The organism is Flavobacterium sp. (assembly GCF_035456085.1).
Classification (GTDB): domain Bacteria; phylum Bacteroidota; class Bacteroidia; order Flavobacteriales; family Flavobacteriaceae; genus Flavobacterium.
This window is the reverse complement of the sequence record NZ_DATIDY010000134.1, coordinates 55,581-74,762: the sequence shown is the minus strand read 5'-3', so window position 1 is coordinate 74,762 and position 19,182 is coordinate 55,581. Positions and strand designations below refer to the sequence as shown.

The 19,182-nt window shown below is 30.3% G+C and carries 10 protein-coding genes and 3 tRNA genes; 7 read left to right on the top strand and 6 right to left on the bottom strand.

Annotation, left to right across the window (positions count from 1 at the left end; all coding sequences use genetic code 11):
- Nucleotides 1-76: 76 nt before the first annotated feature.
- From VLC96_RS10605 to VLC96_RS10580, 6 genes are all read right to left on the bottom strand, one after another.
- The gene (locus tag VLC96_RS10605) at nt 77-2,284 is read right to left on the bottom strand and encodes a CRTAC1 family protein (protein WP_325262786.1); all 2,208 of its coding nucleotides are present in this window, start codon (nt 2,282-2,284) and stop codon (nt 77-79) included.
- A gap of 119 nt (nt 2,285-2,403) precedes the next feature.
- Nucleotides 2,404-3,915 (bottom strand): vanadium-dependent haloperoxidase, encoded by a 1,512-nt coding sequence (locus VLC96_RS10600; protein ID WP_325262784.1) that lies wholly within the window; start codon nt 3,913-3,915, stop codon nt 2,404-2,406.
- A 375-nt stretch (nt 3,916-4,290) separates the two neighbouring features.
- Nucleotides 4,291-4,839: a hypothetical protein gene (locus VLC96_RS10595; RefSeq protein ID WP_325262783.1), complete on the bottom strand. Its 549-nt coding sequence runs from the start codon at nt 4,837-4,839 to the stop codon at nt 4,291-4,293.
- A gap of 157 nt (nt 4,840-4,996) precedes the next feature.
- Nucleotides 4,997-6,529, bottom strand: coding sequence for a RagB/SusD family nutrient uptake outer membrane protein (locus tag VLC96_RS10590; protein WP_325262781.1), 1,533 nt, complete (start codon nt 6,527-6,529; stop codon nt 4,997-4,999).
- 10 nt (nt 6,530-6,539) lie between these two features.
- Nucleotides 6,540-9,554, bottom strand: coding sequence for a SusC/RagA family TonB-linked outer membrane protein (locus VLC96_RS10585; protein ID WP_325262779.1), 3,015 nt, complete (start codon nt 9,552-9,554; stop codon nt 6,540-6,542).
- Nucleotides 9,555-10,157: 603 nt separating this feature from the next.
- Nucleotides 10,158-14,315 (bottom strand): hybrid sensor histidine kinase/response regulator transcription factor, encoded by a 4,158-nt coding sequence (locus VLC96_RS10580; protein WP_325262777.1) that lies wholly within the window; start codon nt 14,313-14,315, stop codon nt 10,158-10,160.
- 698 nt (nt 14,316-15,013) lie between these two features.
- Between VLC96_RS10580 and VLC96_RS10575 the strand changes: the two genes are divergently transcribed.
- From VLC96_RS10575 to VLC96_RS10545, 7 genes are all read left to right on the top strand, one after another.
- Nucleotides 15,014-15,097 (top strand) — tRNA-Ser (locus VLC96_RS10575).
- A gap of 47 nt (nt 15,098-15,144) precedes the next feature.
- Nucleotides 15,145-15,219: transfer RNA gene (locus tag VLC96_RS10570), tRNA-Pro, on the top strand.
- 12 nt (nt 15,220-15,231) lie between these two features.
- Nucleotides 15,232-15,305 (top strand) — tRNA-Arg (locus tag VLC96_RS10565).
- A gap of 130 nt (nt 15,306-15,435) precedes the next feature.
- Nucleotides 15,436-16,242, top strand: coding sequence for a hypothetical protein (locus VLC96_RS10560; RefSeq protein ID WP_325262775.1), 807 nt, complete (start codon nt 15,436-15,438; stop codon nt 16,240-16,242).
- Between the two features lie 142 nt (nt 16,243-16,384).
- Nucleotides 16,385-16,669 carry a helix-turn-helix domain-containing protein gene (locus VLC96_RS10555; protein ID WP_325262774.1) on the top strand — a complete coding sequence of 95 codons (285 nt, stop codon included), beginning with the start codon at nt 16,385-16,387 and terminating at the stop codon, nt 16,667-16,669.
- Nucleotides 16,670-16,767: 98 nt separating this feature from the next.
- On the top strand, nt 16,768-17,964 hold the full coding sequence (locus tag VLC96_RS10550; protein WP_325262772.1) for a primase-helicase family protein: 1,197 nt from the start codon (nt 16,768-16,770) through the stop codon (nt 17,962-17,964).
- A gap of 230 nt (nt 17,965-18,194) precedes the next feature.
- On the top strand, nt 18,195-19,076 hold the full coding sequence (locus tag VLC96_RS10545; protein WP_325262770.1) for a DUF8464 domain-containing protein: 882 nt from the start codon (nt 18,195-18,197) through the stop codon (nt 19,074-19,076).
- Nucleotides 19,077-19,182: the final 106 nt, after the last annotated feature.

Genomic DNA, 19,182 nt, shown 5'->3' with positions numbered 1-19,182 from the left:
TAAATTGTTATAAATATTATCACTTAATATTTTGATTTTCACTAAGCTAAGAATTTAGTATCTAGCTTTTTTTTATTTAAATACAGATAGAGCTTTTCGCGCCAGCGGTAGGAAAAACTATTTTTTTAAGATTTACTTTCGAATAGTTTTTATTTCCTTCTGTAATTTTGATGCATTGATTTGGCTGTATGTTTTTAAAGACTTGCTTTTTGTGACTTTTTGCCCAAGTAATTTCGATTTGATCAATTGTTTTGGCTTTTCCTACTCCTATTTCCCTTAACAAAGCCGATGCACCAAAACTCCCTCCGGAATTCACTTCTCTATACACTGATCTGTAGACTCCATTTTCATTGAAACTAACTTTAATTTTTGTTCCAATAGCAGAACGATTAGTGTCTGTTCCTTCTAATTTTAATTTTATCCAGTTGTTGACATTTTGACCTGGGTTAAGATATAAAGAATTATAAAAAGAATCTCCTATATATCCACCCCCAACTTCGATAAAAATATCAGCATACCCATCATTATTCAAGTCATTTATGGCAACACCATGGCCTTTTTGCAAATTTCCAACTCTTCCTGAATAGGTAACGTCTGCAAATTTTCCATTCCCCATATTTCTAAATAGCTTATTAGGTATTAATGATTTGTAGTCTGGATTTCCTGTTCCAAGATACATATCCAAAAAACCATCATTATCAATATCGCCAAAGTTGGAACCCATTGCAAATACTGTTCTATTTAGACCTGATATTTTAGATACATCAGAGAAAGTACCATCATGATTATTATGATATAAATACATTTTACTGCTTTCATTTGGTATATTTAATGCATCCATTGCGATTTGTCCACCAATGGAACCATCAAATTGGTAACCACAAACAAAAATATCTTGCCAGCCATCATTGTCATAATCCCAAAACCAAGTTGGAAAAGTCGCCACGTTGATCCCTGCTAAACCTGCTTTATCAGTAGCATCTATGAATTGTGGAATACCATTTATGATACCTGTATTTTTTAACAATATTTTTTTGGTGTTCATTCCTGAAATAAACAAGTCTACATCTCCATCATGATCATAATCGCATGATGTCACCCCTTTTACGAAACTTACAATATCGCATTTTGCAGCTTGGGCTACATTCTTAAATGTTCCATCTTGATTATTTATGTATAATTCACAAGGGTAGGCTTCGACAGTTGATTCATTACCAATAAACAGGTCTAAAAATCCATCATTATTAAAATCATTCCAAGTACCTGCTTGGGTAGGGTATTCAGAAAACAAACCACTTTTAATGGTCACATCTGTAAAAGTACCATCACCATTATTATGTAATAATGAATTTGGCTGTCTTCCAAATTTATGCACCCAAGCGCCTCTCAAAACAAAAATATCAGTATATCCATCATTATCATAATCAGCTTGAATCATATTCAATCCACCTTTGAAACGGCCTAATTCAGAAACTTTAGAAAGATCCACGAATTTCCCTTTTTTATCGTTTTGATAATAATGCATACGTCCGTCCAAACTCCACTCAGAAGTAATAATATCTAAATAATTGTCATTATTAAAATCATCAACAATAACACCGCCAGACATATTTCTACTTGTGATTCCAACGTTGGCGGCAACATCAACGAAAGGTTTGATAGTGTAATCTGAATTATTTTTATTCAGATTGGGTACTAACCACTGCTTTGGAACATCTTCAGGATACCCACCTAAAGTCATATAAGCAATATTTAGTAACCATTTGGATTCATAATCATCAGGATTTATAGCCAATAATTCCTTATAAATTTCGATTGCCTTTTGAGAGCCTTCTCGTACAATATGAATACCATTTTTTTGTATTGGTATAATACATGATTGTGGGTTATGATAATTAACGCAATTTTGTTTCTCTCCTAGTCTCATGAAGGCAATTGCCAAAGATTTTAGAACTTGTGGATCGTCTGTTCTCCCTAATTTCCTGTTTTTGATGATAACATTTTCTAAGATTGATACAGATTCAGCTTCCTTACCTAGTTTCAATAATGCATTTCCTTTATTTACTTCGTTTGATAATCTGAAAAAACCTTCTTCAGAACTTCTAACTATTGAATCGTAATAAGCGACTTCAACTTTGGATGCAAACGGATTGTTCTTCACATTATACATCCTATTTCTAGCCTCCAAAATCCTAATCATCTTGTCATTTGGATTGGAAAAATAATCACACGACTGCGTCAAAGAAGCAATAATTGATAATAGTAATAATAGTTTTATTTTCATCTGGAAATAATGTTTGTTTTTATTGGTCATATGTAATTCGCATATCCTTCATTAGTGTTTACTACCAATCTACGATCATGCTCATTTCATGATTTTTTAATATTAAAACTAAATTTCTATTACTTAGAAACAGAAATATCGTCTTTGTCAATTGTTTTGTTTCCAATATGTATATTATAAAACTTCCAAACCTCATGAGCAACATTTCTACCTAATTTTAGGCCTTCAACATTATCAGACTGAATATGATATCCTCCCATTACTCTTGAGATTCCAGCCATATTAGCAGTTTCTGTAAAAGTTGGGAATTTCAATTCAACAGATTTTCCAATGTTATTTGGTTCAGTCATTGAACCTGGAGTACTCCAAATTGCAGAACTTCCAAAAGTATCACTTCCTGTCCATAGTTTTAATGCTTCAGCGCAACCACCGCTGATAGTACTATGACCAGAAACATAACCCGGAAAAGAAGGACATAAAAAAACATCAGGCGAATAAGGTCTCCAATCCTGGCCTTTCATTTCTTTATTTCCGAAACCTGGACCTCCCCATGCTTTGATAGTTTGGTCTTTAAAATAATAATGAACCAAGGCGTATGGACGAGCAAAATCGTAAAACATTTTGGTATCCCAGCAAGCTATAAAGCAATCCATAGCAGTTACTTGGTTCAAAAAATACATTTTTACATCTTGATCCAATGAATGATTGTCGCGTATTGAAACTTCTTGAGCGAATTTTAACCAATGTCCTGCTTGTTGTACTGATTTAGGACCGTCACGCATAAATTCAACTAATGCTTTTTGTTCATTTGTAAGATTGAATTGCAAATCGATTACCTCTTTAACTTCATTTTTGAGTTGTTTTGAACTAAGTGAAGGTGGTGGTCCTGGACGGAATTGACCTCCAGATTGTAAACCAACAGGTTTTACTTTGTTCCAAAAAGGAGTCAAACACCCTGGAGCGAACTTCCCGCCTTTTCCATCAGAAAAATATTTTGGTTGCCAATGATTTACATCAATCATTTCGTCAGGCGAGTTAACTGGTTTGTAAACACTATAATCAAAATATGGAGTCCCATTGGAACCATTTTCTTCCCCATATTGATTTGCTCCATCATGCTTTCTGGCTTCAATTACAGCTTTGGCAGCTAAATTTCCGATTCCTTCAGGGGTTGTTGGATCTAAAGATTTATTGTTTGGATCAAGCCCTAGTTCAACCATAAAAGAAGCAAATAATTGTTTATCAGAAAAATAATATTCACTTAAGGCACCGAAGGCAGCATAACTAATAGCTATTTCTTTGTTTTTAAGTATTTGTTCGTTATCAGGTCTTCTTTCTGTATTTAAATACACTGGAATTGCATCCTTATCATAACGACTCCAAGCATCAAAAATAGCTACAAAAGTCAAACCTAAATAGCGAGAAGTTACTGTTGGTCTTGGTTTAAATTTTTCAGTATCATTTGCTGTAGCAACAAGTGCTATTTGTCCCCATTTATAAGCTATATTATCTTTTCCTAAAGGTTCTGATTTTGTTTTGCTTTTATTGGTTATTGTATTATTTGAATATAAATTTGAACATAATACAAATAGAAAAACAACAATTATATTGTGAGAAAAATAATTTTTCATTTGGTAATATATTATATGGTTAGTAATAGATGTTTTGTTTTTCAATTTTTAATTCAATCCATATTTTACATCAGATAAAATGAACCAAAAAAACACAGGGGGAGTCATTTTCAATATTTTTATAGAAGTTACACTTGCTCAAACAAATGTGTTTTTTCTATAAAAAATAAAATGCATTTCGATGCTAAATGCTAAAAAAGAATTTATGCACCAGTGTTTAATTAATCTTTTTAAAATTTTCTAATGTTCATTTTGGAAAAAAATTGAAAAGTCACAAAAAAACAAGCACATGGCAAATTTGTATTTTACAAATTACTTGATCCATGCATGTACAATTATGATAGTAATCACAATGTTTTTTTTGTAACAAAAAATCTAAACCATATTTGGAGGTGGGTAAAGGGAATTATAAAACCCATCTGATAAATCATTTTTAATAAAGATAGAAAATGATATTCTGCCGAAAACGATTTTAGAATTAAGTTCGTAAGCAGTTATATCATTTGGGATATAATCCTTTACAAATGATTTTAAAAGTTTCTTTGTTGGATTTTCTTTATTTGAATTAGCATCGGCTAATTGATTATCCACAAGTTCTCTTAAATTTTTATTCACAACATTCTGTTGTGTTTTTTTAAGGCAGTATAATTTTAAAACATTATTTTGTATTCTATTTTTGAACACGTGATAAACGGTATGATTGATTATTATATCTTCATTTACCTCTTCAAAACCAGAATCTACAATATATGCGTATGGATTGATTTCTATTTTAATTATTTGAAACTTGGAATCGTCTACCTTTTCCATAGCAGATACCCATGTTTGCTCTTTTTGATCTGCAAACACGATATACAATCCTAAAACATTATAAAAAAACGTTAGGAGTAAAAAAAGAATCGCTATTTTTTTTAGGTGCTTCAAAAATCAATCTGTTTTGTGATATTATTTACTTTAAAAACATTTAAAACCCTTAGATTTAAACCCTTAGATAGATATATTTATATATAAAAATTGATAAACAGCGCATAATAATAAATATGCGCTGTTTAATTTAAAACTAACTCAAACTATTCTCTATTTACCAACCTGGATTATTATCAGTTGGAGTAATTTTTAAATTTGATGATGTTTCTCTATTTGGTATTGGCCATAACTCATTTTTATTAGTTTTAAAACCATTTTTAGCTAATACAGTAGCAGCTAAATTCCATCTAATAAGATCATCAAAACGAAGTTGTTCTCCAGCAAATTCCACCTGACGCTCATGAACGATTGCAGCAAAAACAGCATCTTTTGTTGCAGCAATTGTAGTTGTTAATCCTGCTCTATCTCTAACTTCTTTTATATATGCGATAGCATTATCTTGAGAACCACCTGCTCTTTGATTTTCACACTCTGCTTTCATAAGCAACACATCTGAATAACGCATAACTTTAAAGTTAATACCTGAATCCATAGTTGTTGTTGGACTTTTGTATAAATTCGAATATTTTTTCCAACCCGCCGGTCTATATGTTGGAGCAACAGGAGGATTATAACCTGATTTAAAACAGTCAGCAGTCATGGTATTCTTACCTTCATTGTACTTAGATCCTGCATAATAAAAAGTAGCATCATAACGTTTGTCTCCTGGCTCATAAGCTGTTAACAAATCATCTGATGGGCTAACATTAAACCAACCTCCAATTTTATTACCATCTTGTCCATTTCCAGGAATACCATATTCTTGACTTCTAAGTGATGATTCATTTAAATCTTCTCCTCCACTATTATTAGTACCATTCCATCTATCTGCAGAACCTAAACTTGAACTAAATTCAATTTCAAAAAGTGATTCTTTACCATGCTCATTTTCTTCCGTAAAATTGTCAAAGAAATTAGGCTCTAAAGAGTATCCTGTAACCTTATTAAGTGCTGCTAATGCTTCATCATATTTCTTTTGATACAAAAGTGCTTTTCCTAAATAAGCGAATGCAGCACTTTTGTTTGGTCTTCCCTTTTGATCTTTATCTAACAAGTTTTTTGAAGCAAAATCAAAATCATCTGTAATCAATTTATATACATCTGCTTTAGGACTTCTGGCATTACCAGTTATAGTTTGTGTAGTATAAATTGGTAAATCACCAAAACGAGGTACTAAAAGGAAATAATAATAAGCTCTCATAAAATGAGCTTCTGCTAAATACTTATTTTTGGTTTGTGTTGATAAAACTGAATTTGATATAGCATTAATTTTTTCTTCATTATCTAACACAAAATTTGCTTTAGCAATTCCTAAAAAACAGGCTTCCCAATAAAACTGAATAATATCACTACTTTGATCAAAGGTAAAATTCAAGAAAGGACTTTTGTTTCCTTCTAATCCTGAATTCCCCACATTTTCTCCAGCCATATTATCCAAAGCAAAGAAAATATGTCTACCATAAAGTCCTATTGTTTGCAAATTGGCATAAGTTGCATTAACCGAAGCTTCTACTTGAGCAGGGGTCTTAAAGAAAGTTTCAGGAGCTAATTCATTAGGATTAGTTAATTCTAAATCCTTAGTGTCACATGAATTTATTGCAAAAATCCCAGACAATACTATAACTATATATTTTATTTTTCTCATCATTTTTTATATATTAAAATGTAACTTCAAGACCAAAAATTACTGATTTAGGTTGCGGATATCTTCCAGAATCAATTCCAGCAGAATTTCCATTACCGTCTATACTTGAAACCTCAGGATCTAAGCCAGAATAATTGGTAATAGTAACAAGATTTTGTGCACTTAAATAAAATCGCACTCTTGAAAAATATTTCTGGAATTCATTTCCTGAAAATGTATATCCCACAGTAATATTTTTTAATCTAGTGTAAGAACCATCTTCTACATATCGTTCACTAGCCGAGTTCCAGTTTATAGGTGCACCTTGTGCTCTAGGTACTGTAGCTGTTGGATTTGTAACAACTCCACCTGAAACGACTGCGCGATCAATAACATCTGTACCAGAGTTAAACAAACGTTGCATTGCCTCTAAATCAAACTTATTAGCATTAAAAATATCAACACCATGAACACCTGCAATAAAACAGTTAAAATCGAATTTTTTATACGTTGCTGTAAGATTTAAACCATATGTAAGTTTTGGATATGGATTTCCAATATTTGTTTTGTCGTCTGCAGTGATTTTTTTATCACCATTACGATCAATAAATTTAATATCTCCTGGCTTAACCACTGTTTGACCAGGTCCAAAAACAGCATCAACTTCTGCTTGATTTTGATAAATTCCATTTGTTTGGTATCCCCAAAAGTAAAATATTGGCTGACCAACTTCTAATCTTGAGAAGTTTTCTAAACCAGATCTTCCTGATGGTCCACCTAATACACTTGTAACACCAGGTGCTAAACTCGTTACCTCATTTTTTGAAGTACCCAAATTACCAACTGCTGACCAGGTAAAATCACCTACTCTATCATTATAACCTAATGTTACTTCATATCCACTAGATTTAGTATCGGCAATGTTTTGATATTGAGTTCCACTTATAGAACCAACAGATGCTGGAAGTGGTACAGCAAAAAGAATATCAGTAGCTTTATTATTAAAATATTCGAATGATCCGGTAATTTTTTCATCTAATAAACCAAAATCAAAACCTATATTGTTAGTTGTTTTAGACTCCCATTTTAATGCTGGATTAGCAGCGCTACCAGCAGTAACACCTCCACCTAGTTTATCATCAATTGGATAATTGAATCTTGCTGACAAAGTAGAACTATAACTATAAGGAGCTATTCTATCATTACCAGTTGTACCTGTACTGGCTCTAAGTTTTAATGTACTAAAAATAGAATTTTTCATAAAATCCTCTTTCGCAATATTCCAACCCAAAGCAGCTGAATAAAAATTAGCATAACGATAATCACTACCAAAAAGAGACGATCCATCTCTACGACCAGAAACAGCTACTAGGTATTTTTCATCGTAATCATAGTTGATACGAGCAACATAACCTAAATTATTAGCCTCACTATTATTAGAAGTTAAATTCGCATCCTGAAGTCTCAATTGATCAATTTCATTAGAAATATAGTAACGGCTTCCTGCTGTTAAACTGTAGTTTTTATTTTCAACTTTAGTTATAAGTCCTAAAACTTCAATATTATGTTTTTCAGCGATAGTTGTTTTGTAATTTAAACTATTATCAAAAACGATTGTTTGACCTCCAGAATTTATTTCACCTGTTGAAGAATAATCTTGGTGATTTATTCCTTCGTTGTAACTTGGAATAAACGTATGATTTTTACTTGTGAAATAATCTAATGCAACTTGTGATCTAAATTTTAAACCTTTGTAAAGTTCTAATTCTGCATATATGTTTCCTATTATGGATAAATTATTAATTTTTTGATATCCATTATTTGCAACACGTACAGGATTTTCGGCGTCATTTCCACCATCAGTACCTTCTTGTCCTTGGTATCCTCCTGTTGTATTATTAGGATTATATACAGGTAAATAAGGAGCCATTTTAATAGCATGTTCCAATAATGTTCTACCGCCTGAGTTACGTTCTGGTCTAATATTGTTAAAAGATAATCCAATATTACTTCCTATAGTTAATTTACCTATTTTTTGTGAATTATTAGCTCTGAAAGAATAACGCTCAAAACCTGTACTGATAAGAGCTCCTTCTTGTTTTTGATATCCAGCAGAATAACGACTTGTAGAATTCTCTGTACCATTTGCAAAACTCAAATTATAATCTTGCATTAGACCTGTTTGAAAGATTTGATCTTGCCAATCTGTAGTAATATTACCATATTGAGCTGCTCTTGCACTTAAATCACTACCAAACGCATCTTTAGCATACTGAAGATATTGTTGAGTGTTTAAGACATCAAATCTTTTAGTAATCTTTTGTGAACCTAGATAAGTACTAAAAGTCATTTGACCTGGTCCTTTTTTTCCTTTTTTAGTAGTTACCATGATTACCCCGTTAAAAGCTTTAGCACCATATAAAGCAGTTGTAGAAGCATCCTTTAAAACTGTCATGGATTCAATATCACTTGGATTTAATCCAGATAAATTTCCTGTCAAAACTCCATCCACTACATATAAAGGATTACTATTTCCCATAGTACCTAAACCACGTATAATAACTTTTGGATCAGAACCTGGTGAACCATTTACAACAGAAACACCAGCTGCTCTACCTTGTAAAGCAGATTCTGCATTAGTTATTGGCACTGCTACAATATCTTTAGAGCTTACAGTGGAAATTGCACCAGTTACTTTAGCTCTGCTTTGAGTACCATAAGCAACAACAACAACTTCTTTTAAATCCTGAGAAGAATCCTGTAACGTGACATTAATTGATGTATTATTTCCAACTGTAATAGTTTGAGTACTCATTCCAATAAATGCAAATACTAATTTATTGTTTGAATTAACATTATCGACTGTGTATTTTCCGTCAAAATCTGTAACAGCTGCTGCGCTAGATGATCCTTGTACAGTAACACTAACACCACTTAATGGTAAACCGGATTTATCAGAAACAATACCGGTTATTGTCTTGCTCTGAGAAAAGACAGCTTGTGCACAAAACAGCAGTGCAATAATTGCGAATTTGATTTTTAATTTCATAGTTAATTGTTTTTTTTAGTTTGGTTTTTTAATAATTTAAAATTCATAGAATATTAAATTGTAATTAGTTAATTTTTTTGTTTTTCATTTTAAATTGGTTTGGTTAATAATTATTAATTATAGTTTACACTATAAAGTGTTATAGAATTCAATGTGATTTACTAATGCTTTTTAGTGGTCATATTTCTGCATTGAAAAACATTGAAATTTCTTATTTTTTTAAAAATTCATAAATTTATAAAATTTACAAAAACTTTAACAAATTTATCTTCTTGTTAGTAGTTTTGATGCAACGAATGAAGCATTATATAACACTTATGTTGCAACAAATGCTAAAAAAACTACTGTTTTAAAGGTTTTTAAGCAAATTTTATAAATAGTCAGTAAATTCACTATATATAAAATAATTTGGTTATTTTTTTTATATATTTAATTATTACCTTAAAAAATTAAATATTTGACACAATTCATTATTCAACAGAAAAAGAAAAAAAAGCACTTTTTAGATTAATAACATCACACACATACACAGAAAAAAATTTCATAAATTTTAACTTTTTAACCATTAGATAATTTTTTAAATAAAAATGATGCATAAAAAATTTACGCCACTATTTTGTCTTTTTCAGTAGGAAGATGACCAAATTTTGACTTAAAACATTTTGTAAAATAAGACGAGGAAGAGAAACCTACTTTATAGCTGATTTCATTTATATTATCATTTCCTTCTTCAATTAATTGTTTTGCTTTTTCCAATCTAACGTTTCTAATAAACTCATTTACAGAAACACCCGTAAGTGTTTTTATTTTTCTATACAATTGACTTCTACTCAGGAAAACAATTGAGGCTAATGATTCGACACTAAGTTCTGGCTCACTAATATTTTCATGAATATAATTTAATGTCTTTTGCATAAAATCATTATCTATTGTTGTAGTTTTCTGTTGTGCTTTTTTGGTTATTCCATCATAAAACTTATTGAAAATGATTTGCCTGCTGTTTATTAATTGTGCAAGGCTCGATTTTAAAATCTCCATATTAAATGGCTTACTCAAATACAAGTCGGCACCAGAATCGATCCCTTCTAGTCGGTCTTTCACCAAAGCCTTTGCAGACAACATCAACAATGGAATATGCGATGTTTTTATATTACCTTTTATTTTTTTACACATTTCCAAACCGTCCATAACAGGCATAATAACATCTGTCAAAATCAAATCTGGTAATTTTTGTACTGCCAACTCATAACCTTTCTCACCATTTTCTGCAACTATAACTTTATATTCTTTTTTAAGTTCCTCTTTTAAATAACTTCTCAAATCGGAGTTATCCTCTACAATCAAAATAGTATGCGTTTTCTCCAAAACTTTCACATTAGTAACCAATTCTAAATTAAGGTCAATCATTTTTGGATCTTGAAAGTTAACTTTACTCAGCGATTCTGGTTTATATGGTTCTTTAGCAAATTCATCGGCTTCAAAAAACTCTTTACCTAAAGGAAAAATAATTCTAAAGCACGTCTTTTCGCCTAAAACACTATCAACTTCAATTTTTCCTTTATTTAATTCAATAAATTCTTTAACAACTTCCAAACCTATCCCCGTACTTCCGTAATAGGTTTTATTCAAGTTATTTACCTGATAAAATCTTTCAAATATTTTTTTGATTTCTTTCTTATCCAATCCAGCTCCAGTATCCTCAATAGCAATTTCATAACTCTTAAATTCTTTATCACTATTAATCAAAGGAAAATAAATGCGTTTGTTATTTTCTTTAATTCTGACCTTTATGCTTCCATAATCAGGCGTAACTTTAAATGCATTTGACAGAATATTAAATATTATTTTTTCGAGCATTTTGGGATCAATCCAATCATTTAGTTTCTTAAGCGGTGAAGAAAAAGATAATTCTATTCTACGAAGTGTAGCTTCTTCATCAAAATGACTCAAAATGTCCTTTACAAAACTGATTATTTCAACTTCCTGGACTTGTAATTGCACTTGATTAAATTGTAATTTTCTAAAATCCATCAACTCATTAATTAATCGAGATAAGAGTCCGGAACTTTTATGAATTACTTTCAATTTATTTAAAACTTCAGCATTTAAATTATGTGCATTATTTTGCAATAAATCATTCAATGGATTAATGATCAATGTTAAAGGTGTTCTAAATTCATGAGAAATATTGGTAAAAAACTGAAGTTTTTTATTGTTTAATTTTTCGATTTGAATTCTTTTTTCTCTTTCTAAATTAATTGTCTGTTTAGCCTTGAATCTATTTTGATAATAAATTATAATGTAATAGGCACTCAAAACCAGAATGACTAAATAAATAAAATAAGCAAAGTTTGTACTCCACCAAGGTGCTAGAACAGTGATTCGCAACTCTAGCGGTTTTTTACTCCAAGATCCGCCACGTTCTGCCGATTTAACTTTAAAAACATAATTACCTGGAGGAAGATTTGTATAAGTTGCGGCGCGTACATTACCAACATAATTCCATCTATTTTCAAAACCTTCCAAATAATATGCGTATTCATTTTTACCTGGATATGAATAATTTATTCCAACATATTCGATTGTAAAAACAGATTGATTATGATTCAAAGTAATATCTTTAGTTTCTGATATAACTTTTTCTAATGGAGAATCTTCCTCTCCAGGAGTTGCTGAATTATTAAATATTTTTAAATCTTTAAAATACAACAAAGGCTGCTTCGTACTTTTAGACATTTGATTTGGATCAAAATAATTTATGCCTTCGTAACTTCCAAAATAAAGAATTCCCTTTTCATCTTTTAGAACTGAATTATTATTGAAATCATTAATCAACAATCCATCTTCAGTATTAAAATTATAGAATTTATTGTTTTTTAAATCCAATTTTGTAATTCCAGATCTTCCACTTAACCAAATTGAACCAGAATTATCTTCTGTAATTGAACTAACAGATTTTTCCTGAACAGATTGATCATCATTAAACCAAGATATTTTTTTTGTTTTTTTATTATAATTAAAAAGCCCGGATCCATCAGTTCCAATCCAGATCAGTTTATTTTTGGATTCATAGAGAGATAAAATTGTATGTGTTCTTATATTATTTAAGATTTTAGACATTTTCTCTTTCAATGAGAAAACAGAAAAGGAGTTCCCTATTTTTTTTACACCAAAAAGTCCTCGTATAGTACCAACCCACAAAATATCATCTGAATCAACAATTATTTTACGCACACAAGACGTAGGCAACAAATATTCCTGAAAAGGCTTAGAGTCACATCGAAAGAATACATTTTTTGAAGAGTCAAAATAACTTAAACCACTTTGAAATGTTCCAATCCAAATATTCCCTTTTGAATCTTCAGCAAAACTCATAACCCTATCAGATGAAAGTCCTTTTGTATTTTTAGTATTATAATTAATGAATTTTCTAGATCCTTTTTTTAAAAGAAAAACACCTTCATTCCAAACACCCAACCAAACATTTTGTTTGCTATCAATAAAAACTTCCTGTACATTATTATTAGTCAGGCCTGAAATAAATGAATTATCATGCGCATTAATATGTGTAATTTTCTTGGTTTTGGAATCAAAAACATCTACTCCACCACCTTCCATACTGATCCATAATTTCCCAGATTTGTCCTTTGTAATTGATGTAACAGAACTTGATTGTAGAGAATTTGAATTATTTAATAAACTTTCAATTGAGTTAAATTGACCTGATAATTTATCAAAAATACAAACCCCTTTATTATAATATCCCAGCCAAATTCTATTATCTCTGTCTCTCATTAGGGACCAAATTGAGTTTGATTTTAATCCATTTTTTTCAAACTTGTTTGGCAAATATTTTTTGACAACTTTTCCTGAATTATTTATCAAAAAGAGTCCGTCATTTTCGGTTGCACACAAAATATTTTTGGAGTCAATAGCTATAATTGAAAAAATTCTTTTGTTTGTTATTGAGAAAGCTTCTTTATGATAACCATTCGCCTTTTCAACAACCTTAATCAATCCATCATTAGTAGTACCAATCCACAAATTACCATTAGTTTCAAAAAATATAGACTCTAACGAATCATTAATTCCCGTATTTAAATGATCATCTCCTTCAATCATCAACTGTTGGATAGAATTTTTTTTGTTGTCAAAATATTTTAGTCCAAAATTAGTAGCAGCAAATATTTTTCCCTGCTTATTTTTTGCAAGTCCTCGAATAAACAATTCAACATGTAAAGGAATATCGGATTTAATAGTAATTAATTTAAAAGTCTTTAAATTGAGTTTCAAAAGACCATTTTGCTCAGTACCTATCAATAAATTACCTTGATTATCTTCTATAAGACTCCTAACAGTTACTATATCATTATTGTTAATTTTAAGTGCTTGTTTTAGGTCTATAGTTTCGAATCGGTTTAAATTTCTATCATATAAACACAAACCTTCTTCTGTTCCGACCCACAATTTATTTTGAGAATCAACATAGGTAGTATAAATAAGGTTGCTGTTTATGGATTTGGGATTATTCCAATTAGATTCATATACAGTATAATTTAATCCATCATATTTGTAAAGACCTGCACCATTTGTTCCAATCCAAATGTATCCATCTTTATCCTGGGCAATAGTCCAAGCGCCTCGTTTTGAAATTCCCTCTTTTATAGAACGAAATTGAAAATTTTCAAAGTCGTTTTGCGAAAAGGCAATGTTAACAAAGAATAAATAAAAAAAAAGAAATATTTTTTTTGTTTTTAGCATTTTGCAATTATTATAAAATCTATTGTAAAAAACATCAGTTAATAAATATAAGTAAAAGATTATTTTTTTATCAATAATCAATGTTGCAATCTAACTCAATAATAAAAAACAATCGGTTGTATAAAAATATACTAATGTATATTAAGAAAAAAATTTTAATTATGTTTTTTTTATATAATTTTATTAAACATAATTAAATAATAAGAAAAAAACTTAAATGATGACATTTTAGTACTATTTTAAGTTTTAATTTTTAAAATACAGCGTAAGTTTTGTGAGAGAAATCAGTCTTACGCAGAATATAAGTAAATATTGATTTTACATCATTTTTTAGAAACGGGCTTTTGTTTGTATGAAGGTTGGATTTAGCATCTTTTTTTTAGTCTTAGAAAAACTAGATCATCAGTAAAAGTATTGTTTTTCCAAATATTGTGATTGCCGAATGATTAAAGCTGTAGTTTCAAACATTATATTACTATCGAATCTTAACCACATTTTTGACAACTACAATAGTCTTTACTTATTAATTAAAGAAAGTTTGATAATTTTTATTTTTCCGTAAAGTCTATATCTTTGATTGTGAAGTCTTTTTAATAAAGCAATAAAAAATATTAAAAAAAAGTGCAGAAATAGTTGTGAGAAACGCAAACATGTCTTAAGTTTGCAACCGCAAAACAGGACACGTTTCCTGATATTTTGGAGAGGTGCCAGAGCGGTAATGGAGCAGATTGCTAATCTGTCGACGGGTAACCGTCGCCAGGGTTCGAGTCCCTGTCTCTCCGCATAAATTTTTGCTTAGAATAATATTTGTAATTATTATTCTAATTTTCGGGGTGTAGCGTAGCCCGGTTATCGCGCCTGCTTTGGGAGCAGGAGGCCGCAGGTTCGAATCCTGCCACCCCGACAATAAAATAATGGACGCATAGCTCAGCTGGATAGAGCACCTGCCTTCTAAGCAGGCGGTCGAAGGTTCGAATCCTTCTGCGTTCACAAGCCTTTACAGAGATGTAAAGGCTTTTTTTATGCCTTGTAACGAACATTTGACGAACATTATAGTCAAATATCGTAAATTATTCGCTTCTTATTTTTTCCTATTTTTGATAAACTTAAATTTGAAATCATGAGTAATTCAGAATTGACGAAAGTATTTTCCTTAATCCCGTCACTTTTCTTTTTATTTGTAGCATCTTATTATCTAGTCACGATTTTAATTTTTTTTAAGGATAAATCACTAGGCATTATAACAAATGGTAAAGAAACTATTTTGAAGACTTGGCTCTTCTTTCTTTTTTGCTTTGCTTATGGTTACACAATATTTATGATTTACTCATTTGAACAAATAACAATTTTCGGTATAACTATCGAAAGTTTTTACTCAAAAGGTTTTGGGTTTGTTTTAGGACTTATTTCTATGATTTTGGTTTATATTCTATCAATAAAGATCAATAAAAAGAAAATAGTGGATGTAGAGAAAAATGATGTAACATTTTTAACAAATGATATTACTACAGAAAACATTAATGTAACTTCGATAAGAATGACAGGACGACAAACTACCCGGGTTCTTCATAAAAATTCAAATTTAATACTACACACAAGCGACGAGGAAGTTAAAAAAAAGATGGCTTTAATTAAAAATTCATATGACCTTTCATGTGATTATAATGATTTTAAGAATATGTTGAAGGGTAACGAATTGATTCGAAAAATTGTATTTCTAGATAAATTTGGAGAACCATTTAAATTTAGCAAACCGGAATATCTAAAATTTTTAAACTTAATTGTAGATGGAAATATAGCTGAGCATAAAAATAATTCAAAAATAATTGCGTGGATTGAATCAACTTTTGCTAATGATAATATATCTGGACAAAAAATATCTACTCAAGATATTTCGAAACTTAGAAAAAAAATAAAAGAAGGTTGAAAAACAGTAATATATAGTAAAAAACAGTAATATGCTGAAATTTATAGTAATATAAAGTAACCTTTTCTTACCTACTTTTTCTTTCCGTTCCTTTGATTCATAGTTCTTACGAAAAGAACTTATAATCATAAACAAGGAAACTATGAGCAATCTACAAATCGAAGAAAAACTATTCAGTATAGAGAATAGTATTCAAAAATTAAGTCTAGCAGTTAAGCCTATTTTATCTGTTGAAGAAGCAGCAGAGTTCTTAAATATGAAACCTTCATATTTATACAAATTAACATCAGATAAGAGGATCACTTTTTTTAAGCCACTTGGCAAACTTATCTATTTTAAACGAGTTGATCTCGAAGCTTTCTTGCTTCGTAATGAAAGTCCCGTAATAAACGAGGAACCATCAAATGAGAATCATTGGAAAAAATAAACACAATAATCATAGCTAACGACTGTGAGAATTGTGTTTTATTTCTATTTCTAACTTATTTGTATCCCGCAAAGGTACAATAAAAACCATATTGTATTATGAAAAACATCTATTTAAGAATAGGAACTTCCTATTTTAAGAAATCGCTATACCCTTTATCTTCAGGTGATTTTGTTGAAGTTTTAGTTGGATGGTCACCTGAATTGATTAGACAGGATCATGGGAAAAATGTCCTTTCAGAGATTGAAAAGTATGATGGGTTTATTTGTATTCCTGAAAACCGTCCAGAATTTTTCAAAAAGAGAATTCAGGACTATTATAATACTTATCATCAAATTAGCAGAACACCGACGGAAGGAAGCGTTACTATTACTTTAAAATTTTTATCTCATATTTTTGGTGAGCAAATCCAATTAGGAATCGACTATTTACAATTACTTTATTTGAAACCAGCTCAAATTTTACCAATATTGTGTTTAGTAAGTAAAGAACGTTCAACGGGTAAATCAACGTTTCTAAAATGGCTAAAAGAAATATTTGAATACAATCTTACATTTTTGACTAATAATGACTTTATATCAAACTTTAACTCAGATTGGAGCTCAAAATTACTGATTTGTATAGACGAAGTTTTATTTAAGACAGAGGAACTTACAGAGCGTATAAAATATCTTTCAACAACCAATACTCATAAAACTGAAGCTAAAGGAAAAGATAAAAAAGAAGCCACCTTTTTTGGCAAATTCATCTTGGCGAGCAACAATGAGACATCGTTCATTAAGATAGATCCAGATGAAATCCGGTTCTGGGTGTTGAAAATTAATAAATTTCAAGAGGAAGACGTACATATTTTAAATAAGCTGATTTCTGAAATCCCTGCATTTTTACATTTTTTAATTCACAGAAAACTTTCTACAGAGAATAAAAGTAGAATGTGGTTTACACCACAGCAGATAAATACCAAAGCTTTGCAAAAGCTAGTGAAATTTAACTCTAGTATAATTGAAAATGAAGTAGCCAATATTCTACTCAATACAATGGAAAGTTTAGATGTTGAAATCTTGGAATTTTGTTTTTCAGACCTTTTAAACATTCTTAATAAATTCAGGTTGAAATATGATGCTGGTGAAATAAAAAAGATAGTTCGTGATATTTGGAAACTAGAACAAGCAAAAAACTCAAATCAGTATCAAAAAATTACAGTGACAACAGACTTGGATTTCTATCAAAATCAATCCAAAGGCAGGCATTATTCCGTTTCTAGTATTTTTTTAGCCGAAAAAGTGATGAATTGATGACAACATACTGTTAGCTCTTTGATACCAAGGCTTAATCTTGTCATCATTTTGTCATCAAAATTAAAAGTGATGACAAAAAAGTGATGACAAACAAAAAAAACAAACCAAAAGTGATGACATGATGACAAAGTGATGACAACGTCATTCCTTTACTGTATTGACTTAAGAAGGGTTTGTCATCAATTCATCACTTTTCAAGAGTTTTTTTACCCTAAAAAAAAAATATCATGAATATTACACAAGCAAAAGAGATTTCACTGAATGATTTACTCAAAAAAATAGGATTTACCCCTATACGATCAAACCAAATCGAAAACTGGTATTTAAGTCCATTTAGAATTGAAAAGACGCCATCTTTCAAGGTCAACATTAAGAAAAATGTATTTTATGATTTCGGTGAAGGTTTTGGAGGGAATGTGATAGATTTTGCGATGCGCTATTACAATTGTAGCATAAAAGAGGCATTAGCTCGACTGGAACAGGATGCTCATGTTTTTTCTTTTCACCAGCAAACAAACTTTATAAAGTCCGATCAAATTAAAAATAATTATGAAATAAGAAAAGTACAAAACTTACAAAATAAAAATCTCCTTGAGTATGCAAAATCAAGAAACTTAGGAGGAGAAATAATCCAAAAATACTGTAAAGAAGTTCACTATAGTATTAATGATAAAAAGTATTACGGAATCGGATTTCAGAATGATGCTGGAGGGTTTGAAATTAGAAATAAATATGTAAAAATGGTGTTGGGAAAAAAAGAAATAACAACCTTAAATAATCATCAAAATAGTATGATGTTTTTTGAGAGTTGGAGTGATTTTATTTCATTTCTAACATTATATCCAGCGGAAGAATTCAAACATGATTATATAATTCTAAACTCAGTTACGATGCTTGAAAAATCCCTTATACAAATATATAAATGTATAAATGTAGAATTATATAAATATATATTTCTGATATGCTGTTTTGATAATGATGAAGCGGGTGATAAAGCAACCAAAAAGGCAAAAGAAAAGTTTCCAGAAATCTTTAAAGATGGACGAATCCGCTATAAAAACAGTAAAGACTTAAATGATTACCTGAATAGTTTTCACGAACTCTACTGACCCAAAATTCATCGAGAGGTGTCTATGTCAGGACAAATTAAAAATTTGACTGACATTAGACCTCCCGATTTTCTCCCGAAGGTCGCAAATTTTAAAAAGAAGATGC